At 40.2% G+C, this 22,954-nt stretch carries 19 protein-coding genes and 1 tRNA gene; 1 reads left to right on the forward strand and 19 read right to left on the reverse strand.

Annotation, left to right across the window (positions count from 1 at the left end):
• Positions 1–89: 89 nt before the first annotated feature.
• From spoVID to hemA, 7 genes are all read right to left on the reverse strand, one after another.
• On the reverse strand, positions 90–1,184 hold the full coding sequence (spoVID, locus tag QNH20_RS19890) for a stage VI sporulation protein D (protein ID WP_283919702.1): 1,095 nt from the start codon (positions 1,182–1,184) through the stop codon (positions 90–92).
• Positions 1,185–1,622: 438 nt separating this feature from the next.
• Positions 1,623–2,909, reverse strand: a complete 1,287-nt coding sequence (hemL, locus tag QNH20_RS19895) for a glutamate-1-semialdehyde 2,1-aminomutase (RefSeq protein ID WP_283919703.1) — start codon at positions 2,907–2,909, stop codon at positions 1,623–1,625.
• 25 nt (positions 2,910–2,934) lie between these two features.
• Positions 2,935–3,918: a porphobilinogen synthase gene (hemB, locus tag QNH20_RS19900; RefSeq protein WP_283919704.1), complete on the reverse strand. Its 984-nt coding sequence runs from the start codon at positions 3,916–3,918 to the stop codon at positions 2,935–2,937.
• A gap of 81 nt (positions 3,919–3,999) precedes the next feature.
• Positions 4,000–4,788, reverse strand: coding sequence for a uroporphyrinogen-III synthase (locus QNH20_RS19905; RefSeq protein ID WP_283919705.1), 789 nt, complete (start codon positions 4,786–4,788; stop codon positions 4,000–4,002).
• The gene (gene hemC / locus QNH20_RS19910) at positions 4,782–5,723 is read right to left on the reverse strand and encodes a hydroxymethylbilane synthase (RefSeq protein ID WP_283919706.1); all 942 of its coding nucleotides are present in this window, start codon (positions 5,721–5,723) and stop codon (positions 4,782–4,784) included. The genes QNH20_RS19905 and hemC overlap by 7 nt, the downstream gene beginning before the upstream one ends.
• A 15-nt stretch (positions 5,724–5,738) precedes the next feature.
• Complete coding sequence (locus tag QNH20_RS19915; protein ID WP_283919707.1) at positions 5,739–6,572, reverse strand: cytochrome C assembly family protein; 834 nt, start codon at positions 6,570–6,572, stop codon at positions 5,739–5,741.
• A gap of 12 nt (positions 6,573–6,584) precedes the next feature.
• Positions 6,585–7,928 (reverse strand): glutamyl-tRNA reductase, encoded by a 1,344-nt coding sequence (gene hemA / locus QNH20_RS19920; RefSeq protein WP_283919708.1) that lies wholly within the window; start codon positions 7,926–7,928, stop codon positions 6,585–6,587.
• A gap of 274 nt (positions 7,929–8,202) precedes the next feature.
• On the opposite strand from hemA, the gene QNH20_RS19925 reads away from it, so the two are divergent.
• Positions 8,203–8,691: a LiaF transmembrane domain-containing protein gene (locus QNH20_RS19925; RefSeq protein WP_283919709.1), complete on the forward strand. Its 489-nt coding sequence runs from the start codon at positions 8,203–8,205 to the stop codon at positions 8,689–8,691.
• Positions 8,692–8,919: 228 nt separating this feature from the next.
• Here QNH20_RS19925 and yihA read toward each other — a convergent pair whose 3' ends face one another.
• From yihA to racE, 12 genes are all read right to left on the reverse strand, one after another.
• Positions 8,920–9,501, reverse strand: a complete 582-nt coding sequence (gene yihA / locus QNH20_RS19930) for a ribosome biogenesis GTP-binding protein YihA/YsxC (protein WP_283919710.1) — start codon at positions 9,499–9,501, stop codon at positions 8,920–8,922.
• Positions 9,498–11,825 carry an endopeptidase La gene (gene lon / locus QNH20_RS19935; protein WP_283919711.1) on the reverse strand — a complete coding sequence of 776 codons (2,328 nt, stop codon included), beginning with the start codon at positions 11,823–11,825 and terminating at the stop codon, positions 9,498–9,500. Before lon ends, yihA begins: the two co-directional genes overlap by 4 nt.
• A 213-nt stretch (positions 11,826–12,038) precedes the next feature.
• Positions 12,039–13,706: an ATP-dependent protease LonB gene (gene lonB / locus QNH20_RS19940; RefSeq protein WP_283919712.1), complete on the reverse strand. Its 1,668-nt coding sequence runs from the start codon at positions 13,704–13,706 to the stop codon at positions 12,039–12,041.
• A gap of 286 nt (positions 13,707–13,992) precedes the next feature.
• Complete coding sequence (gene clpX / locus QNH20_RS19945; RefSeq protein WP_283919713.1) at positions 13,993–15,252, reverse strand: ATP-dependent protease ATP-binding subunit ClpX; 1,260 nt, start codon at positions 15,250–15,252, stop codon at positions 13,993–13,995.
• 602 nt (positions 15,253–15,854) lie between these two features.
• The gene (tig, locus tag QNH20_RS19950; RefSeq protein WP_283919714.1) at positions 15,855–17,132 is read right to left on the reverse strand and encodes a trigger factor; all 1,278 of its coding nucleotides are present in this window, start codon (positions 17,130–17,132) and stop codon (positions 15,855–15,857) included.
• A gap of 171 nt (positions 17,133–17,303) precedes the next feature.
• Entirely contained in the window at positions 17,304–18,317 is a 1,014-nt protein-coding gene (locus tag QNH20_RS19955) for a tetratricopeptide repeat protein (RefSeq protein ID WP_283919715.1), read from the reverse strand.
• A gap of 117 nt (positions 18,318–18,434) precedes the next feature.
• A tRNA-Arg gene (locus QNH20_RS19960) sits at positions 18,435–18,511 on the reverse strand.
• Positions 18,512–18,687: 176 nt separating this feature from the next.
• On the reverse strand, positions 18,688–19,200 hold the full coding sequence (locus tag QNH20_RS19965) for a metallophosphoesterase family protein (RefSeq protein ID WP_283919716.1): 513 nt from the start codon (positions 19,198–19,200) through the stop codon (positions 18,688–18,690).
• Entirely contained in the window at positions 19,200–19,808 is a 609-nt protein-coding gene (locus QNH20_RS19970) for an XTP/dITP diphosphatase (protein ID WP_283919717.1), read from the reverse strand. Before QNH20_RS19970 ends, QNH20_RS19965 begins: the two co-directional genes overlap by 1 nt.
• Before the next feature lie 102 nt (positions 19,809–19,910).
• Positions 19,911–20,666, reverse strand: coding sequence for a ribonuclease PH (rph, locus tag QNH20_RS19975; protein WP_283919718.1), 756 nt, complete (start codon positions 20,664–20,666; stop codon positions 19,911–19,913).
• Between the two features lie 106 nt (positions 20,667–20,772).
• Entirely contained in the window at positions 20,773–21,828 is a 1,056-nt protein-coding gene (locus QNH20_RS19980; protein ID WP_283919719.1) for a GerMN domain-containing protein, read from the reverse strand.
• A 324-nt stretch (positions 21,829–22,152) separates the two neighbouring features.
• Positions 22,153–22,947, reverse strand: coding sequence for a glutamate racemase (gene racE, locus QNH20_RS19985; protein WP_283919720.1), 795 nt, complete (start codon positions 22,945–22,947; stop codon positions 22,153–22,155).
• Positions 22,948–22,954: the final 7 nt, after the last annotated feature.

Genomic DNA, 22,954 nt, shown 5'->3' on the forward strand with positions numbered 1-22,954 from the left:
CTCATCTCTCTTTCAAAGAAAAGGAGGAATTACTTTTAAAAGAAGTTGAGCAGGTCAAAGAAACCCGCTCATCTTTTTTTGCCATTTGATTATTTTTTTGCAAGGGCTACAGGAATGTATAAAACTTGACCCTCGAAGACGTCTTGATTCAGTTCCAGATTGTTGACACGGAGAAGATTTTGAACTGAAATATCATAGCGGTCTGCCAAACTATCAACTGTATCACCTTTTTGCACGATGCATACCTTTAATTTTGTTTGGCCTGAACTTTCATCCTTCCGGGCAAAAAACTCTGTAAGCGTCATGCTCTTCTTTTTTGGGGACAGCTTTTTCTTTACCTTTTTGATTACATCATCAGAAGATGATGATGAACTTTCTTCATCATCCGTATGTTTTTCCACAAAATGATGTTCCTCTGGATCTATTTCCACCACAACTTCCTGTTTTATTTCCACCTCTTCATGCTTGCTGCCATCATTTCTTGCTTCTTGGAAGTTCCACGCAGGTTCGAAATCTTCTTCATCTTCATATTCCACCTGCGGCTGGTAGTTAAAGGTCGGGAATTTCGGCAATACTTCAATAGGCTCTTCTTCTTGCTGTTTTCTTGCCTCTGCCTCGAACAGGAAATTATCTTGGTAACTGCTCTGAACTGCGTGCTGTTCGACTTCTACTTCATCATCATGGTATTCAGATTCAGAGCGATGAAGCACTTCGTACTCTGGTTCTTCTTCCATTTGTTGTTCTTGTTCTTCTGATCCGTATAAACCGCTGATGGTAAGCTCCGCCGATAACTTCAAACAACTGCGTTCAGGTAAGGAATAATCAAATGATTCTACGAGGACGTCGATATCGTAAATGCTTTGAATCCGATTATTCGGAATCGTGATATCAACGGGGAATCGATGTGAAAATTCACAGTTGCCTTCTTCTTCACGTTCTGTAACCCTCTCTACAAATTTTTGAGAAGTAAAACCCTCATCTTCGTTTTCATCACTTGCTTCGTAACTTTTATATTCGCCAGTTAATTCCAGCGAACCACGTATGGTTACGTACTGATCGTTTTCCTGGATGGTGATGTCAGGGTCTAGGGAAATCGAAATTAGCTCTTCGACTTCCTGTCCTTTTCTAAACCACAGCGACTCCTCCAAGGAAAATCGCAGGCACGATTGATTCTCCTGGGACAAAGCGACTCCTCCTTTCGTATCTTCCAAGCAAAATCACAATGTCACTTACACTTTATGAAGAAAGTATTTTTTTTATGATAAAAAACGCTTGGTTGGTGGGAAAAGAATTGGAGTCTTAGGTACAAAAACTTGGATGGGGGAAGATTAAGAGGGTTTGAGTTGATAAGCTGTGGGGCAATTTCGCGGATATGTGCGGAATTCCGCCAACTTTTGGAGTAATTCCGCCAATTTTTGGATTTATTCCGCTAACTTGGAGCGTAATTCCGCCAAACTTACCATGAATTCCGCCAAACTTACCATGAATTCCGCCAAACTGCTTTTTAGCACAAACATAAAGTTAAACATGTAAGCCAGTTCACGAACTGACTCAACAATTTAGGCATCTAACAATACATACAAAAAACACCCACCAAAACCAGGTGGGTGTCCACAACCATATTATTTAAGTTTCGAAAAAGCAATCTCAGCTGCTTTAATCGTCTTTTCAATATCCTCATCAGAATGTTCTGTTGATAGGAATAAACCTTCAAATTGTGACGGTGGTAAGAACACTCCTTGGTTTGCCATTTCCCGATAATAGGCTGCAAAGAATTCCAAATTAGAGGACTTCGCTTTTTCATAGTTGATAACTGCTTCATTTGTAAAGAAGAAGCCAATCATTGAACCAGCGCGATTAAAGGAAATTGGAATGTCATATTTTTCAGCAGCTGCCTCAAAACCTTTTTGAAGTATGTCGCCTTTACGAATAAATTCCTTGTAATGCTCAGGCGTTAACTGGCTTAAGGTTTCTAGCCCAGCTGTCATCGCAAGCGGGTTCCCTGACAGTGTTCCTGCTTGATAAATCGGGCCGCTTGGAGCGATTTGCTGCATAATTTCTGCTTTACCGCCATAGGCACCAACAGGAAGTCCGCCGCCGATCACTTTTCCAAGGCATGTAATATCAGGTGTTACATTAAAATAGCCTTGTGCACAATTGTACCCTACGCGGAAACCAGTCATAACTTCATCAAAAATAAGTAAGGAACCATTTGTGGAAGTAATCTCACGAAGTCCTTCTAAAAATCCTGGAAGAGGCGGAACAAGTCCCATGTTACCGGCAACAGGCTCAACGATGATACAAGCGATATCTTCGCCAAATTGTTCAAATGCATATTTAACACTTTCAAGATCATTATAAGGCACGGTGATTGTATTTGAAGCAATCCCTTCTGGGACACCTGGACTGTCTGGTAAACCAAGTGTAGCAACCCCAGAACCCGCTTTGATCAATAACGAATCACCATGGCCATGGTAGCAGCCTTCAAACTTTAAAATCTTGTTACGGCCAGTATAGCCGCGTGCTAAACGAAGGGCACTCATTGTTGCTTCTGTTCCTGAGTTTACCATTCTTACTATTTCGATTGATGGCACGCGTTCAATCACAAGCTGAGCTAATTTATTTTCTAATAATGTCGGGGCTCCATAGCTAGTACCTTGTTCCGCTGTTTTTTTCAATGCTTCAACGACACGGTCGTTGGAGTGTCCGAGAATAAGCGGACCCCATGATAGTACATAATCAATATATTCATTGCCATCAATATCATATATTTTTGACCCTTTGCCTTTTTCCATAAAAATTGGACTCATATTAACGGATTTAAAGGCACGAACCGGACTGTTTACACCGCCGGGCATTAGGCTTTGGGCTTCTTTAAATGCTTCAATCGATTTTGTATACGAACGCATTCTATTCCCTCTTTTCAAATAATGTTTATTTCTCTTCTTCTTTAAGCCAGCGGCACGCATCTTTTGCGGCGTAAGTAATAATGAGGTCTGCACCTGCACGCTTCATACCGATAAGCATTTCAAGCACGGTCTTTTTCTCATCAATCCAGCCGTTAAGGGCAGCTGCTTTAACCATTGAGTATTCACCGCTTACATTATAAATAACGATAGGCAGGTTAAACGTATTTTTCATATCACGAACGATGTCAAGGTATGGCATTCCTGGTTTGACGATTAAGAAGTCAGCTCCCTCATGAACATCTGATTCTGCTTCTCTAAATGCTTCCATGCGGTTCGCAGGATCCATTTGATAGGTTTTACGATCACCAAATTGAGGCGCACCCTCCGCTGCCTCGCGGAAAGGGCCGTAGAATGCAGACGCATATTTAACGGCATAAGACATGATTGGGATATCTGTAAAACCAGCTTCATCTAAACCAGTACGAATAGCAGCAACAAAGCCGTCCATCATGTTGGATGGTGCAATGATGTCTGCACCCGCTTTAGCTTGGGCAACTGCCGTTTTTACCAGTAATTCAAGCGACTCGTCGTTAAGGATTTTCTCTCCCTCAACCACTCCACAATGCCCATGATCTGTATATTCGCACAAGCAAGTATCGGCAACCACAATTATATCTGGATAGTTTTCTTTAATGTAACGTGTTGCTACCTGAACGATACCATGATCATGATAGGCTTGCGCACCGCACGCATCCTTCGTCTTTGGGATCCCGAATAACAAAACCGATTTAATCCCATGAGCAACGATATCATCCATCTCTGCTTTAAGATTATCCATCGATACTTGGAATACACCCGGCATGGAAGATACTTCATTACGGATATTTTCACCTTCATAAATAAACAGCGGATAAATGAAATCCTCAGCTCTTAAGTGATTTTCTCTTACAAGTGAGCGCATATTGGCACTTGAACGAAGACGGCGATGACGTGAAAATTGTAATTCCATTATTTTTCCCCCCATATGATTAAACATAATTAAGAAATTTTGCGTTGACTTACATATATCCCCGTATTACTTGCGGGCTTATTATTTAGAGAGTTCCTCTTCATTCTCTAAATAAGCTATCGTGCTTTTGATCATTTCTTTCACGGTATATTCCTCCGGAGAAGCATGTACCACAAGTCCATAACCTAGTAACTTTTTCTCGGTTATCGGCCCAATGCAGCCAATTACACAGTTCCGCAGCTGCTCATGAAGTACATTTTCCTTCACGACATCCATCAGATGATCGACAGTGGATGGACTAGTGAACGTGAGGATATCTAGCTGATTGTCACCAAGCATCTGCGCCAGCTTTACACGGCTTTCCTCCGGCATATATGTCTCATATATAACGACTTCATCCACCTCAGCTCCGACCTCTGTCAAAGCTCTGGCGATATATTCCCGGGCGAGATTTCCTTTCGGGAGCAGTACCCGTGAACTGCTGTTGATATATGGCAAAAACTCATCAACAAACACTTCTGCTACATACGCCGAGGGGACAAACTCCGCACGAAGCCCTTTATCCTTCAAAACCTCGGCAGTCTTATTCCCAATCACAGCGATTTTCGGAAAGTTCGTATCGACTTCATTATTAAAAGAAAAAAAAGTCTCGACAGTCACATTACTTGTAAAAATAATCCAGTCATATGTATCAAGGGCCTTCAAACAGTCTTGAAGGCGCTGATTTTTTTCAATCGGACGAAATGCAATAAGAGGAATTTCGATAGGAATCCCCCCGTACCTTTCAACCAGCTCTGAGAAAGATTTCGCTTGATCTTTTCCTCTTGGAACAAGTACTTTTTTATCAAGCAAAGGGAAGGATTTTAGCATTGACCTTCGAGCTCCCGTTTGACCCTTTCAATCAGGTCCTTGGCACCTTTTTTAATTAATAAATCAGCAGCTTGAATTCCAAGCTCTTCTGGATTTTGTCCGCGAAGTTCTTCCTTGAAGACATCATGGCCTTCAGGCGAAGCGACTAATACATTCAGTACCACTTCATCGGTTTCATCATCTATTCGTGCAAAGCCGGCAATTGGTACCTGACACCCGCCCTCCATTTTTTGCAGGAAAGCACGCTCGGCACGAACCGCTCTTTCAGTTTTTTTACAGGTGAATTTTTTAAATAGTTCGAGTAGTTCTTTGTCGTCTTCACGGCACTCAATTGATAATGCCCCTTGGCCAACTGCAGGAATACAAACATCCGAATCAATAAATTCGGTCACAACGTCAGATGTCCAGCCAAGGCGGGAAAGACCAGCTGCCGCTAAAATAATCGCATCATATTCTTCAGATTCTAACTTTGCTAATCTCGTATCGACATTACCGCGAATCCATTTAATCTCTAAATCCGGGCGCTCAATTAAAATCTGTGAACTGCGGCGCAGACTGCTGGTACCGATTATCGCTCCTGGCTTTAAATCTTTTAATTTTACATGGGCTCTTGAAATAAGAGCGTCACGGTGATCCTCACGGAAAGGAATACAGCCGATGATTAAACCTTCAGGAAGTACAGCGGGCATGTCTTTCATACTATGAACGGCCATATCAATCTCTTTATCAAGCATGGCCTGCTCGATTTCCTTTACAAATAAACCCTTACCGCCGACCTTTGAAAGGGTAACGTCTAAAATTTTATCGCCTTTTGTGACGATTTCTTTTACTTCAAATTCGAAACGCGGGTCAAGCTTTTTAAGCTGTTCAATAACCCAATTTGTTTGTGTTAATGCCAGTTTACTTCGTCTAGAACCAACAATAATTTTTCGCATGACTGCCTCCTAGTTTTACGAGTACCATAAATGAAATGATGATAATTGACTAAATAAAAAAAAGTTAATTAAAACAATTAAAAATGATGCTGTATTCCAAATGGCTAATTTTCTCCCTGAAAGATTTTTCACAATTCGCAAGTATAAATAGATGCTGTAGGCCGTAAGTAACAGGAACGACCCAATAATTTTCATATCATACCACGGCATCCCAGGAACCTTTAGTAATGCCCACTGTAGGCCAAGGATTAAGCTTAAAAGCAGCATCGGAACACCAATGACAGCCAATATGTAGGATGATTTTTCAAGCATTTCTAAATCCGCCAGCCGGATCAGGCGAGTTCCCCATTTTTTCCGCTTCAATAAATCATATTGAAGCAAGTATAATGACGAAAAAACAAAGGATAAAGAAAATGCCCCGTAAGATAAAATCGCCATTGTAATATGGATCAAAAGCAGTTCAGACATTAGCTTCTCAGCCATAATATGCGAATGGTATTGCATCGGGGCAAAGGTATGAATCGCCATAACAGTAAAGCCGAGGATGTTTGTGAAAAAGACGATAAAATCAACTCGTAATAAATGATTTATAACAATTGACAATGTTACTAATACCCAGGCATAAAAATAGAGTCCCTCGAAGATGGTTAGTACAGGGAACCTGCCCGTTTCTTTCATATAGAAAACAAGGAAAACCGTCTGTAAAATCCATACAAATGCAAGTAACCAGAAGGCAATACGGTTTGCCTTCCGGTTATGGTGAATGAAGTCGAAAAAATATAACAACACACTGAAGGCATATAGAACAACTGTTAATTCATGAAGCCTTGTCATAAAGACATCAAACATAGCTGCGGCCCCTTATGACTGAAAAGAAGCCTGAACTTCTCGAGCCGGGATTTTATTCGTTTCGGCTGCTTTCGAATGTTGTTCCTGAACAAGCTCTTCAATATTAAATATTTTCATAAAGAATTCCATTGCCTGATCTGCATCCGGTCTTGCGGCCAATTCTTTCGCTTGTAATATAGGATCTTTTAAAAGCTGGTTGATAATGCTTTTTGTATGTTTATTTAATACTTTTATATCGCGATCAGATAAGTTTGGCAGCTTTCTTTCCAAACTAACCATGGTTTCCGACTGAATCGCAAGGGCTTTTTCCCTAAGTGCAGAAATAACAGGGATCACCCCAAGCATGCCAAGCCAATGATTGAAGTCGACAATTTCCTTTTCAATCATGAGTCTAATTTTTGCTGCGGCTTTCTGCCGCTCCTGCAGGTTGGCCTCTACAATTCCCTCTAAATCGTCAATATCGTATAAAAAAACGTTTTCAAGTTCAGAAATTCTTGGATCCAAGTCACGTGGAACGGCAATATCGACCATGAATAATGGATTGCCCCTGCGCTTTTTCTCAACACGTGCCATCGTTTCTTTTGAAATAACAAAGTCCTTCGCACCAGTCGAGCTGATCAGGATATCTGCTTCTACTAGAGATCGCTCTAATTCGGCCAATGTTTTAGCCTCACCATTAAAACGGGCTGCAAGTACCTTTGCTTTATCAAACGTACGATTGATGACTGTTACTTTTTTCACACCATTCCCATGCAGGTTTTGGGCTGCTAATTCACCCATCTTTCCCGCTCCAAAAATTAACACATGTTTATTTGCAAGAGAACCGAAGATTTTCTTGGCCAATTCTACTGCAGCATAGCTGACAGATACGGCATTTGCGCCAATATCTGTTTCTGAATGACCGCGTTTGCCCAATGTAATCGCTTGTTTAAACAAGTGGTTAAACACTGATCCCGTCGTTTCTTCTTGCTGTGCTAACATAAAGCTTGTTCGCACCTGTCCAAGGATTTGTGTTTCTCCTAAAACCATGGAGTTGAGTCCGCACGTAACATTAAATAAATGTTCAACTGCACCATCATTTTCATAAACAAATAGAAATGGTGAAAATTCAGTTTGTTCCATTCCAAACCATTCTGACAGGAATTCTTTTATATAATAGCGGCCAGTATGCAGCTGATCTACAACCGCATAAATTTCTGTACGATTACATGTAGACAAGATGATATTTTCTAGGATACTTTTTTTGGAGTTTAAATTTTTTATCGCATCCACAAGTTCGGTTTCATTGAATGTTAACCGCTCGCGGATTTCTACAGGGGCAGTTTTATAGTTAAGACCGATGACTACTATATGCATTATTGTTAAGTACACCCCCAATAAGATTACATAATTATCTAGTATGATTATATCACGCGCAATTTCGACTTTTCCTCGAAAAATGTGAACAGAAACCGAAACTATGTGATAAGATATAGTAAAACTTGCCGTGTGGCGAGCCATTTCGGTCATGCTTTAACTTAATCGTTAGGATTTTTATTCTAAGAAAATAATAGGACAAATTACTTCCTTATGTACAGTACCAAAAAAACAGACTAGATTCAAGTGAACCTTATTGGAAGTGGTGTTTTTAATGAAAAATCAACGAATTTTCCCTGGGATCATTCTTATAGGATTTGGAGCTTACTTTTTATTACAGCAAACAGGCATTACGCTTTTTCAGCAATTTTTCACCTGGCCGACATTACTTATCATTGTTGGAATAGCCTTTTTAGGTCAAGGTTATTCTGCAAGAGAATACGAATCAATTCTACCAGGGGTCATCATGTGTGGCTTTGGTCTTCATTTTCATCTTTCAGGCCGTTTATCATTCTGGCCCACAAATACAATCGGCATGTTAATCCTGATCATATCAATTGGATTTTTTCTTCGCTTTCAAAAAACAAACAATGGCCTGTTTCAAGCTTTCCTTTTTCTTATTTTAGCGATGTTGCTGTTATTTTATGATAAAATTGCCGAATATTTTGGATTGCTACAAAACGGAATGAGTTTTATTTGGAAATTTTGGCCCGCCCTTTTAATTGTTATTGGTATATATTTTCTACTAAAAAGAAAAAAATGACCGCAAATTTTCCAAAAGTGTTTTTATCATTAGTTGAACTAATCAGGCATTAAGGGGCAGTTAAACTTCACTAATTTACTTAACAATTCCATACATTACTACCCCTTAATACAGGAAAACGCCTGGCGCATCATGAACTGCGCCAGGCGTTTTAATTTCCTAATTGGGTAGTGTTTTTTACCTATTTTTCAGTGGAACCGAACTATTTATCAGCGATTCGAATTTCCCTTACATATAACTTTGCAAGATTTGCCAAGCTTGCTCTTTTCCTTCACCTGTTTCGGAAGAAAAAAGAACAAGATGATCATTTTTATCTAGATCAAGGGTCTGGCGCGTAACTTTTAAATGTTTTTGCCATTTCCCTCTTGGAATTTTATCTGCCTTTGTTGCAATGATGATGCAAGGAATTTCGTAATGCTTTAAAAAATCATACATCATGACATCGTCACTTGTCGGCGGGTGACGTAAATCGACAATTAAAACAACTGCCCGTAATTGCTCACGAGTCGTAAAATACGTTTCAATCATCTTTCCCCAAGCGGCCCGTTCTGACTTTGACACCTTTGCATATCCGTATCCAGGAACATCGACAAAATGAAGTATTTCATTAATCAGGTAAAAGTTAAGTGTCTGGGTTTTACCTGGTTTCGATGAAATTCTAGCTAACCCTTTACGGTTAAGCATTTTATTAATAAAAGAAGACTTACCGACATTTGAACGGCCTGCAAGAGCAAATTCGGGGAGCTCTGTTTCTGGGTACTGCTCTGGTTTCACTGCACTGATGATTATATCTGAACTAACTACTTTCATCGTGCGTCACCATCCAAAAGTGCATGCTTCAGGACTTCATCAACATGTGATACCGGTACAAATTCTAATTCGTTACGAACACTTTCAGGAATATCATCAATATCCTTTACATTATCCTTAGGAAGAATAACCTTCGTCAGTCCGGCACGATGAGCGCTAAGTGTTTTTTCTTTCAAGCCGCCAATTGGCAGGACTCTGCCTCGTAAGGTAATTTCCCCTGTCATTCCAACTTCGCGGCGAATTGGTCTACCGGTTAATGCAGACACAAGAGCAGTTGCCATCGTGATCCCTGCAGATGGGCCGTCTTTTGGAACAGCTCCCTCTGGAACATGAATATGGATATCATATTTTTCATGGAAATCTTCTTCGATGCCAAGAACACTCGCTTTTGAACGAATATAACTAAAAGCAGCCTGTGCCGATTCCTTCATCACGTCTCCAAGCTTACCCGTTAGTACGAGTTTTCCTTTACCAGGTGAAAGGGAAACCTCGATTTGCAGGGTATCACCGCCAACGGTTGTATAAGCTAAGCCAGTTGCTACCCCTACCTGGTCTTCAGACTCTGCCATTCCATAGTGGAATCTTGGTTTGCCTAAAAATTCCTCTACATTCTTCTCAGTAACAATGACTCGCTTTTTCTCACCAGCAACAATGATTTTCGCTGTTTTTCGGCATATGGTCGCCATTTGACGCTCAAGGCTCCGTACACCAGCTTCACGAGTATAATAACGAACCACTTTTAGAATCGCTTCATCACGGACTTGAAGAATTCCTTTTGAAAGTCCATTTTCTTTAATTTGCTTTGGCAGTAAATGGTCTCTACAGATATGGACTTTTTCAAGCTCGGTATATCCAGCAATCGTGATAATTTCCATTCTGTCTAACAGCGGACCTGGTATGGTTGCAAGGTTATTGGCTGTCGCAATGAACATAACCTTTGATAAATCGTATGTTTCTTCTATATAATGATCGCTAAAATTATGGTTTTGCTCTGGGTCCAATACTTCAAGCATCGCACTTGATGGATCGCCGCGGAAATCACTAGACATTTTATCAATTTCATCTAGTAAAAAGACAGGATTAATTGTTCCCGCTTTTTTCATGCCTTGTATGATTCGACCTGGCATCGCCCCGACATATGTTCTCCTATGGCCGCGGATTTCGGATTCGTCACGAACTCCGCCCAGGGAAGCTCGGATAAAATTGCGATTGAGCGATGTTGCGATCGAACGGGCAAGGCTTGTTTTCCCAACACCCGGAGGTCCTGCAAGACAAAGAATTGGGCCTTTTAAGGAATTAGTCAGCTTCTGAACCGCTAAATATTCAAGCACTCGTTCTTTTACTTTTTCCAGTCCGTAATGATCTTGATTTAAGATCTTTTCTGCTCGGAGAATATTAATATCATCCTCCGTCTTTTTCGACCATGGAATCGCAATCAGCCAGTCAATATAATTACGGATAACAGCACTTTCGGCTGAGCTTGTTGGCACCTTTTCGTAACGGTCAAGCTCTTTCATAGCCGCCTTATAAGCATGTTCCGGCATGCCAGCCTGCTCAATTTTTTTTGTCAGGTCAGCAATTTCGCCTGTTTTACCTTCTTTATCGCCTAATTCCTTTTGGATCGCCTTCATTTGCTCACGAAGGTAGTATTCTTTTTGCGTCCGTTCCATCGAACGTTTTACACGCTGACCAATCTTCTTTTCAAGATTAAGGACTTCTTTTTCATTATGAATCGTATCAATAACGCGATTGACACGCTGCTTGATATCAATCATTTCAAGAATTTCTTGCTTCTCCTTTAGCTTGATCGGCAAATGGGACGCAATGATATCCGCCATCCGACCCGGTTCCTCAATATCTGCGACAGATGCATACGTTTCTGCAGAGATTTTTTTCGATAATTTTATGTATTGCTCGAAATAATCAAGCATCGTTCTCATCAATGCCTGGTCTTCTACATCCTTCGTATCTGGATCCTCATAAGTAACGATACTAACGGAATAATGGTCCTCATCATCATAAATAGAAACAATTTCCGCTCTATTTAAGCCTTCTACCAATACACGAATCGTTCCATTGGGTAGTTTTAGCATTTGCTTAACCTTTGTTAACGTTCCTAGCTTATAAAGATCCTCTTCAGAAGGCTCCTCAATGGAAACATCCTTTTGAGTGGTCAAGAATATTAAATGGTCATCTACCATTGCTTTTTCGAGTGCCTGCACTGATCTTTCACGGCCTACATCTAAATGAAGAACCATTGTCGGATAAACGAGCAATCCTCGAAGCGGCAGGAGGGGGACGATCAATTCTTTCTTTTTCGCCAAAATACCTGCACCTCCACATGCATAAATCCTTTTTTTCTACTGTAAAGCAGAATAGTCTTTGTTGTACAATTCTATCCTATTTGTTTTTTCGTGTCTATTTTTTGAGTGTGGAGACTAATCACTTTTTCAATATAATTATTTTCCCCAATATTACTTTTTTCTTTCTAACAAAAAAAACTCCGGCTTGATTTTTACCAAACCGAAGTTTTCTTATTAAATTGACTCTTTTTTCGTTAACTCAATGGATGCCGGTATGACATCATTTTTAGGAATGGCATTGACTAAAGCTATTTCAAACACTTCATGAAGATGCGTAACAGGAACAATTTTTATACCATCAATTTCATTTAAGATGGTTTGCCGATTTTCCTCAGGGATGATGACGGTTTTAGCACCAGCCTTCCGTGCCGCTTTCACCTTTGGATAGACGCCGCCAATCGGTTTCACATTCCCATGAATACTGATTTCACCTGTCATTGCAACGGTGTTATCAATAGGAATATTATAAATCGCGGAGTAAATCCCCGTCGCCATCGCGATACCTGCTGATGGACCATCTATTGGGACCCCCCCAGGAAAATTAACATGGATATCATAGTCGTTTGCCGGTACACCCATCGAACGTAAAACGGTAATTACATTTTCAATTGAGCCACGCGCCATGCTTTTCCGACGAATTGATTTTCCCTGTCCACCAATACTTTCTTCTTCCACAATTCCCGTGATGTTTATCGAGCCTTTTTCTTTAGCTGGGATGACAGTCACTTCTATTTCGAGTAGCGCCCCGGAATTCGGTCCATATACTGCAAGTCCATTCACGAGCCCTACATGCGAAATATCGTTTATCTTTCTTTCCATTCTTGGTGTCATCTGACTGGAGTGAATGACCCACTCGATATCTTCGTCCCTGATATAATCACGATCTTCGGTAATAGCAAGACCCGCAGCAATTTGAATCATATTTACTGTTTCTCGGCCATTTCTTGCATAAGTAGATAAGGTATTGACGCCCGTTTCATTTATTTTCAATTTTACTTTTTCAGCAGCCTTTTTTGCTACGGTCACAATCTCTTCCTGATTTAAATCCCGGAAGAACACCTCCATACAGCGAGAACGAATGGCTGGAGGTATTTCACTTGGCGTTCTGGTTGTGGCCCCAATTAAACGGAAATCGGCAGGAAGGCCATTTTTAAAAATATCATGAATATGCGTTGGGATTTGGTTGTTTTCCTCATGATAATAGGCACTCTCGAGAAAAACTTTTCGATCCTCTAATACTTTTAAAAGTTTGTTCATTTGTATAGGATGCAATTCGCCAATTTCATCGATAAAAAGGACGCCGCCATGTGCATTAGTAACTGCCCCTTGTTTCGGCTGCGGTATTCCTGCTTGCCCCATTGCTCCTGCTCCTTGATAAATCGGATCATGGACTGAACCGATTAGTGGATCAGCAATGCCTCGTTCGTCAAATCGTGCGGTTGTCGCATCTAATTCAATAAATACAGATGCGGGTTTAAATGGCGATTTAGCATTCTTTTTAGCTTCCTCCAATACGAGGCGGGCTGCTGCTGTTTTTCCGATTCCGGGTGGGCCATAAATAATCACATGCTGTGGGTTCGGTCCGCATAATGCTGCTTTTAATGATTTTATTCCATCCTCTTGTCCTACAATATCATTGAAGCTTGTCGGGCGGACTTTCTCGGATAAAGGTTCCGTTAATGATATTGATCTCATTTTACGAAGCTGTTCCATTTCCTTCCGGGATTCCCGATCAATGGACACTTTTTGCGTACGCTGGTTCCTCAGCAAATTCCAAAAATACAGTCCAATAATGATTCCGAAAAAAAGCTGTATAAATAAGGCAATCCCCGTCCAACTCATACATTTCCCTCCTACCAACTAAATACTCAATATATATTTATAAGTATTTCCTGCAATAAGGCGGAATAAACTACAAAATGTAAAAACTAATTGGCGAGGAAAAGGCGCTTTTAAACACGTATACAAATGTTTAAGATGGTTTCCCTTGTGATTTCGCTGATATTTACTGGGGATGGCTTTGATTTATGGGACAATGGCTAATTTATCGATATTTTTGGTTGATTATCCACTCATTGGAAGTGAACGATACAAAAAAGACCCAGCTTGTAAGCTAGGTCTCGTATAGTTATGCAGATTTTTCTTCCGCCACAACAGTTCCATCTTCTAAAACAAGCTTTGGAACACTGTTGTCGATAACAGTTTCTTTTGTAATGATACATTTTGTGATATCTTCGCGAGATGGAAGGTCAAACATGACATCAAGCATGATTCCTTCAATAATCGAACGTAACCCACGGGCACCCGTTTTGCGTTCGATTGCTTTCTTCGCGATTTCAGTAAGTGCACCTTCTTCAAATTCAAGCTCGACATCGTCGATTTCCAGCATTTTTTGATATTGTTTAACAAGCGCATTTTTTGGCTTGGTTAAAATCTCAATTAATGCTGCTTCGTCCAGTTGTTCTAGGCTGGCGATTACCGGAAGACGACCGATAAATTCAGGAATCAATCCAAAACGGAGTAAGTCCTCAGGCAATACTTTTGAAAGAAGCTCTTTTTGGTCAACTTCTTGCTGCTTATTATCAGCACCAAAACCAATAACTTTTTGGCCTAAGCGGCGCTTGATAATCGGCTCAATTCCATCAAAAGCACCACCGCAAATAAATAATATATTCGTTGTGTCGATTTGGATAAATTCTTGATGCGGGTGTTTTCTGCCGCCTTGAGGTGGAACACTCGCCACCGTACCTTCAAGAATTTTTAACAATGCCTGCTGAACACCTTCACCGGATACATCTCTTGTTATCGAAGGATTCTCGGATTTTCGGGCAATTTTATCAATTTCATCAATATAAATGATACCTTTTTCTGCTTTTTCTACATCATAATCTGCAGCTTGAATCAATTTTAATAAAATGTTTTCAACGTCTTCCCCTACATACCCAGCCTCTGTAAGAGAAGTAGCATCAGCAATAGCGAATGGCACATTCAAAATACGAGCTAATGTTTGCGCCAATAATGTTTTCCCGCTGCCAGTAGGTCCGATCATACTGATATTACTTTTTGAAAGCTCAACGTCATCAATTTTACTATTAGAGTTGATGCGCTTGTAATGGTTGTAAACGGCAACAGACAACGACTTTTTCGCTTGGTCCTGGCCAATGACGTATTCATTGAGAATTTCACAGATTTCCTTTGGCTTTGGAACGTCTTTAAATTCTACTTCTTCTTCTGTTCCAAGTTCTTCCTCCACTATCTCCGTGCAAAGCTCGATGCATTCATCACATATATAAACGCCCGGCCCGGCCACTAGTTTACGAACTTGATCCTGTGTTTTACCACAGAAAGAACACTTTAATTGTCCTTTTTCATCATTAAATTTAAACAATTCTTTCACCCCTCAAAACGTGTTAAACCCCATTTGAAGCACACGAATTACACAAACAAAGTCCGAGTTTTTCTATTTTTTTATGGTATGTATTTTGCATTGTAACACATTTAACCAATGGACTGGAAATAATACGCTTTTCATCATTATGTTTTCTTTTCTCGGTTTTTGTTTGTGTGATTCAATAAAAAAACTTATGTACTCATTAATCTTAACCATTATTTTAAAAAATAAATCTAAAACCTGTATGAAAATTATTAATTCGCTATGTCTGTCCTATTTTCCTGCCCATTGTTTAAGAAAAGCGGAAGCGCCTTGACCAGGTGCGATATAGGGAGAATTATCGACTGGCAAGCAAAGCGAAGCCAGAGATTAGTCTCCCTTAATGCGTACAGAAAGCGATAGCTTTATGTAGCCAGGCATAAGACAAGCAGGCGAGAAGGTTGCTCTTTAACCTTCTTGACTGATTGGCTGTAGACCTAAGAGCCCCTAGGCGCTGCAGCTAGACATTAAAAAGGTTTCCCTGACCTTATTATAATATGTAATTGAAAAAATGTATAAAACAAGGCACGATTTTTTATCGCGCCTTGTTTTTCTATTCATTATTTCTTGTTTTCAACAAGAAAGTTTACTGCTTTTTGAAGTTTAAGGTCTGCTTTGATGCCCTCAACGCCGCCAAGAGCTTGGGTGATAGCGTCAACAGTCATATTGTACATGCCAGCCATTTTCTCAAGTTCAGCGTTAACATCTTCGTCTGTTACTTCAAGGTTTTCAGCTTTAGCAATCGCTTCTAATGTTAAGTTAATTTTCACGCGATTTTGTGCCTCTTCCTTCATTTGTCCGCGAAGTGCATTTTCATCTTGACCTGAGAATTGGAAGTAAAGCTCAAGGTTCATGCCTTGCATTTGAAGGCGTTGTTCAAACTCTTGAAGCATGCGGTTAACTTCAGTTTCAACCATTACTTCTGGAATTTCCACTTCAGCGTTTGCAGCTGCTTTTTCCACTACAGTGTCACGGAGGTGGTGTTCAGCTTCATGCTTTTTGCTGTCTTCTAAACGAGTTTTGATTTTTTCTTTTAATGCATCCAATGTTTCAACTTCTTCGTCAACATCTTTTGCAAACTCATCATCTAATTCAGGAAGTTCTTTTCCTTTGATTTCATGGACAGTTACTTTGAAAACAGCTGGCTTACCAGCAAGCTCTGCAGCATGATATTCTTCAGGGAATGTTACTTCCACATCTTTAGATTCGCCAGTAGCTACTCCAACAAGTTGCTCTTCAAATCCAGGAATGAAAGAACCTGTACCTAATTCAAGTGAGTGGTTTTCAGCTTTTCCGCCTTCGAAAGCTTCGCCATCAACGAATCCTTCAAAGTCGATGACAACTGTATCACCGTTTTCAGCAGTGCCTTCTTCTTTCACAACAAGCTCTGCTTGGCGGTTCTGAAGAGTTGTTAATTCAGCTTGAACATCTTCATCTGTAACGTTTATATCAAGTTCTTCTACTTCTAAGCCTTTGTATTCGCCTAGTTTTACTTCAGGCTTAACTTGAACAGTTGCTTTGAAGATTAGTTCTTTGCCTTTTTCCATTTGCTCGATGTCGATATCAGGACGATCAATTGGCTCAATTCCTGTTTCGTCAATTGCATTTCCGTAAGCTTCTGGAAGAAGAATATCTAATGCATCTTGATAAAGTGATTCTACACCGAAACGCTTTTCGAACATTCCACGAGGCATTTTACCTTTACGGAAGCCTGGAACGTTTACTTTCTTAACAACTTTTTGGAATGCTGCGTCTAAGCCTTTGCTTACCTCTTCAGCACTTACTTCTACAGTAAGGACACCGCGGTTTCCTTCTAACTTTTCCCATTTTGCTGTCATACCTTTTTTCCCTCCAACAAATCTATTCTCATTTCATTCGATAACGAATTTGAGTCGGAATAGGCCTTGTCCATTAAGCCATTTTTCCATTTTTTAAATGTAAAAGATAGTTTTTTACACAATGCAACCCCTACATTATATCACAGGATTGCTTTCTTTCAACAGCGAGACCTAAATATTAGGGTAGGAAATTTTCTCAATCTCCTTGATTTGTGCCATTGCCTGCTCAATTTCTACTATTCCTGCTCCATATTCACTTGCTATTTTACTAATTTCCTGATCGATTCCCAGGTACTCTTGAGCAAGTAGATGAAAGGCTCCTGCCCATGCCGATGGATTTTCCGGCTCTAGCTCAAATGGATAGTTGATAAAAAACGTCCGCTCGACCATTCCGATTGTATTTTCAAAGAGACCTGGGTTATTACTTTCCAATCGATCCTCGAGTAAATCTTTTACTGCCATCATTTGTGGCTGTACTCTAACTTCCGGCAGCTCCGTTGGAATGAATGTATTTTCTTTGAAAAATTTTCTCACTAGTAGTGCTTTATTAATTTCTTGTTCTTTTAAAAGTGTTAATAACATCGTTTTTAGAAATGGATGACCTATTTCAGCTTCTAAATAATCGGCAATTTCGTCGATATAGGGACGAATGTTTTTCTCCGCTAAACCCGCGACAACAAGCATTTGCTCATTTAAGTTATTTTTTGATAAGAGATTTAGATTTTGAACCTCTGGTTCTATTTCTTCTTCTGACTGACGATTCTCTGCCATTCTTCGGCTGAATTGAAGGATGGTTAAAAAATGATCATGTTTCTCAGTCGGAATTTCTTTTTCTTCTAATAAGACCTCGATGGTCGAAACAATTTCCTGGTATTCGTGAAGCTGAATCAGCACAGTCAAATAAAGATCGACCATTTGAAAATAGTCGCCAATTCCTTGTAATAGCATTTCCTTCGCAAGTACTTTAGCTTTTTTAAAAGAACCCGCTTCAAAATAAGCAAGGACAAGCCCGATTAAAATATCGTCATTATCCTGATCCAATTCTCTTGCTTCTTCTAAAAAGGTAATGGCTTCTTTGAATTTTTTCTGTTCAAGGCTTTCTAGGCCTTTGTCTGTCAATCTCTTTTCGAGTCCGGGAAAATAGACTACATTATCTTTTCGTTTCACTGGTTCCCGTTTTTTCATAAGAATCCGTCCTTCGGCACGTCGTTGGAAAATAGTGTAGCATAAATAAAAGACAAAAAAAACTCACCTTCACTGGTGAGTTGATATTTGGTATGTAGTTTGAATGGTACAAGTTAATGGCGTCCCAGGAGAGATTCGAACTCCCGACCGTACGCTTAGAAGGCGTATGCTCTATCCGGCTGAGCTACTGGGACGTATTCATGTATCAAAGACAAGATTTATTATATTATCCTAATAAATAAAAGTCAACAGGTTTTTGTTCATTTTTTAAAACAAAAGTGAGGGGGAAGAAAATTCCCCTTCACTTTCCCACAAATATCAATATTATTTGTCGACTTTTAATATAGGAGTTTTTCTAGGTACAAGTATTCTACAAAACAAATTCCCTTTGCAAGTCTGTCAATTCCCGCCCATTTACCTCAAACACTGACAGCTTAATTTTATCGACCAACAACTCAAGAATGACATATGTTTTCTCAAACCGCTCGCGCGGAAGGCGGATGCTGCCAGGATTTAAAAATAATATTCCATCTATCACTTCCGCACCAAGGACGTGCGAGTGGCCAAAACAGACGATATCAGCCTTTACTTCCTGTGCCTTGTATTTTAATTTCATTAACGTAGATTTCACCGAGTATCGATGTCCATGTGTAATAAAGATTTTTCGGCCAGCATCTTCAGAAATGGCTTCCATAGGATAACCGCCTCCAAAATCACAATTTCCCATCACTGTTAAGTAACCGGAAATGGCTTTATCATCGGGCATTAATTGCGAATCTCCGCAGTGAATCATTAAATCAACTTCTTTTAGATGTCTTTCTCTTATGATCTCGAGTTCCTTCGTCAACCCATGGCTATCGCTGATAACTAACACCTTGCTCATTACTGCTCAGCTCTTTCGATAATTGAATCTATGATTACATCAAGCTTTTTCAACGCATTAGCCCGGTGGCTGATGTTACTTTTTTCATCTGATGATAGCTCAGCCATTGCCAATCCTTTTTCGGGCACATAAAAAACAGGATCATAGCCAAAGCCATTAGTTCCTCGGCGTTCTTCCAATATCCGGCCTTCGCAAGTACCTGACACCGTCCATGTTTCTTGCCCCGGTATAGCGACAGCTAATGCACAGTAAAATCTTGCGGATCTTTCTCCTTCTGGAACACCTTGCAATTCTGATAGCACTTTATCTGTATTGTTTTGGTCATTTTTTGGCTCGCCGGCATATCGAGCGGAAAAGATTCCAGGTCTTCCTTCAAGGGTGTCCACCATTAGACCGGAATCATCACCAATAACCATTTTATTTAGTGCTTGGGATACCGCTTCGGCTTTTAGAATAGCATTTTCTTCAAAAGTTGTGCCTGTTTCTTCTACCTCTGGAATTTCAGAAAAATCAAGCAGCGTCAAGACCTTAATTCCTCTGCTTGCAAAAATATGTTCGAATTCACGAGCTTTCCCAGGATTTTTTGTAGCAATAATAACTTCTTTCATTGTAATCGCCTCTCCATGTTAAAAAAATTTTTCTTAATCGTAATGTTTAGTTAAACCTAAGGCTACCCACAGGTAACACGCACTCAACCACCTAATTCGAGTCTATTTCTTCCTTCTACCCTCAATTTTTCGAGTGATATCCTCACCCAGTGCTACTTTTTGCTGCTCAAATAGCTCCATAAGCCCCTCCTGCGCGGCATTTAACAAGCCTTGCAGTTGATTATAAGAGAAGGTTGATTCTTCACCCGTTCCCTGTAATTCAACAAATTCACCGCTTCCGGTCATCACCACATTCATATCAACCTGAGCCTTAGAGTCCTCTGCATAATTTAAGTCAAGCACAGTTCCGCCATCCTGTAAAATTCCGACACTTGTTGCAGCCAAATAATCGGTAATCGGAAACTTTGAAAATGACTTTTTCTCCGCTAAAGCATTCAAAGCAAGTGCCATCGCGACAAATGCACCGGTGATGGAGGCAGTCCGTGTACCGCCATCTGCCTGAATGACATCACAATCAATCCAGACTGTTCTTTCGCCGATTGCACCAAGGTCAACAATCGCGCGAAGAGCACGGCCGATTAACCGCTGAATTTCCATAGTGCGGCCGGACACCTTTCCTTTGGAGGATTCTCGGATATTTCTTGATTCTGTTGCCCTTGGGAGCATTGAGTATTCAGCCGTGATCCAACCTTTGCCTTCCCCTCTCATAAACGGCGGTACTCGATCTTCAATACTAGCTGTACAAATCACCTTTGTATTCCCGACAGAAATAAGGACAGAACCTTCTGGATGCATTAAATAATTTGTTTCAATATGTATAGGTCTTAGCTGTAATGGCTCTCTTCCATCAACACGCACAAAAATTCCTCCCTCAAAAAATACTATGATTATTTCAAATAAAGAAGAGGCGGCGCTCGAGCCAACCTCTTTCATTGTCATTATATAGTATAACAAAAAGTTTTTTTTAAAAACTACCTGTATTGACTTTTTCCGGACGAGTGACAGGCTCAGTTAATTTTTTTCCTTTATCATTTTTGATTTCTGCTTTACCGTCTACCTGAACAGCAACCTTTTTAACCCCTTGCTGTTCCGTTAAAGAAAGTACCAGTGTATCAAGTAACGATTGTGAAATTTCCTTTTTATCAAAGCTGTCATAAATACCCTTATTGAAGTTCAATGTAACGGTTCCGTCTTGATATTTTGGTGCCTCAAGCAGTTTGACGTCAGACACGAACTCAGATACAAGAGTAGACTTTGCACTAGGCCCTTTAATGAGTTCATTTACAACTGCACTATAATTATCCTTCTCGTTATTACTTACACGGCGCGTGACCGGAACATAGTAGTATGAGCCCTCTTCACCGCCAATATAGTAGACAGTCACCGGCTTCGTATTGGTTATATCAACAACATCTGTTGTATCAATATTAATCCCTGTAGCTCTTGATAGATTTTGGCTGATAGGGGTCCCATTGACTGGCATTTCCGTTAGTTCGTGGCCGTTCATTTTAAGCTTAACTGATTTAACATTATCAAATTGGGTCAGCGTCCAAGTAACCGATTGAAGTATCTTCATCTCATCTTCAGGCTTGTAGTCTTTAAATTCTTTTGAAAAATTAACCGTTGCTACGCCCGAATTTTTATCAATGTCGACAGAAAGCGTTGTATCCTCAGGAAGGACAGCTCTAAAATCATTTGGCAGCTTGTTCGTTACAGGTCCATTCACCACTAAATTTTCAAGTGCTTGTGTTGCTACTGAGGTTGTTTTCGGCAGGTTTAATGTTTGTGGAACGACATATCCATCTTTATCAATCAGGTATAGCTCTGTCTTTACTACGTTTTCCACCTTACCTTTATCATTTTCCGTCGTTTCCTTACTTGCTTTTTTATCGACGACCGCCACACTCTTTGGCGGGTCAATTTTCTTTTGCGTTTCACCGCCAAACAATCCGCAGCCGGAAAGCAGTACGGTTGAGGTAAGCACGGTTACACCAAAAATTTTAGCTTTATTTTTAGACACATTAATTCCCCCCTAAGACAGTTTGTACTATCATGTATACGAGCCTTATGAGAAATTAGACCGTCTTGTGAAAGAAAAATAGAACAATTTTTTCATATTCACTACTCTGGACTAAAAATAGTTTTAATCAGAATATATTTGAGTCGTACCAGTATCATTTTGAAATCTATTATTTCAAATCCTTACCCAAATAACTTTTTTATTACCACGGATGTTCTTTTTTCGCATCATGGTCACTATTATCTTTTTTTGTTACCGTGGACGCGCTTTTTTTCGCATCATGGTCACAAAAAAAGCCCCCATCATGCTGATAGGAGCTTCGGTTTATAGTTTTATTTTATTTACATTGTCTATAGGAATGCCCATCCACTGTGAGGCAATTTTTGAAAAGAGCCTTTTTGAGCCTGTCGTGTAAAATTCATGCTCGGGTTCGGCCTCACAGGTGTCGAGCAGTCCATTGTATTGGAGAATAGCACTAATTTCACGTGCGGTTTCGTCACCAGAACTAATGACTTTAACGGCCTCACCCATTAGATTTTTTATTAATGGTTCAAGCAATGGATAGTGAGTGCAGCCCAATATCAATGTATCTAAATTATGATCCAATAATGGCTTCAGCGCTTCGTCCACTATTTTCTCAGCAATCGGTCCACTATATTCCCCACTTTCCACAAGAGGAACAAACTTCGGACATGCATGACTGGTGACAAAAAGCCGGCTGTTTAGCGATTTCAAGGCTTTTTCGTAAGCACCACTTTTGACAGTACCTATTGTGCCGATAATGCCAACTCGATAGTTTTTCGTCCGCTTAATCGCCGCTCGTGACCCTGGATTAATAACCCCGAGAACAGGAATGGACAATTCTTTACGAATCTCGTCAAGCGCGGCTGCCGTTGCTGTGTTACAAGCAATCACAAGCATTTTGATATTTTTTTCTAATAAAAAAGTGGTCATTTCCCAAGTGAATCTCTTCACTTCCTGCCTCGTTCTTGGTCCATAGGGGCAGCGGGCTGTATCTCCCAAATAAATGATTTTCTCATTTGGAAGCTGCCTCATAATCTCTTTGGCAACGGTTAATCCACCGACGCCGGAATCTATAACACCTATTGGTTGTTTCAAGCATCTC

The sequence above is a fragment of the Neobacillus sp. WH10 genome (assembly GCF_030123405.1).
In the GTDB taxonomy this organism is placed as follows: domain Bacteria; phylum Bacillota; class Bacilli; order Bacillales; family Cytobacillaceae; genus Neobacillus.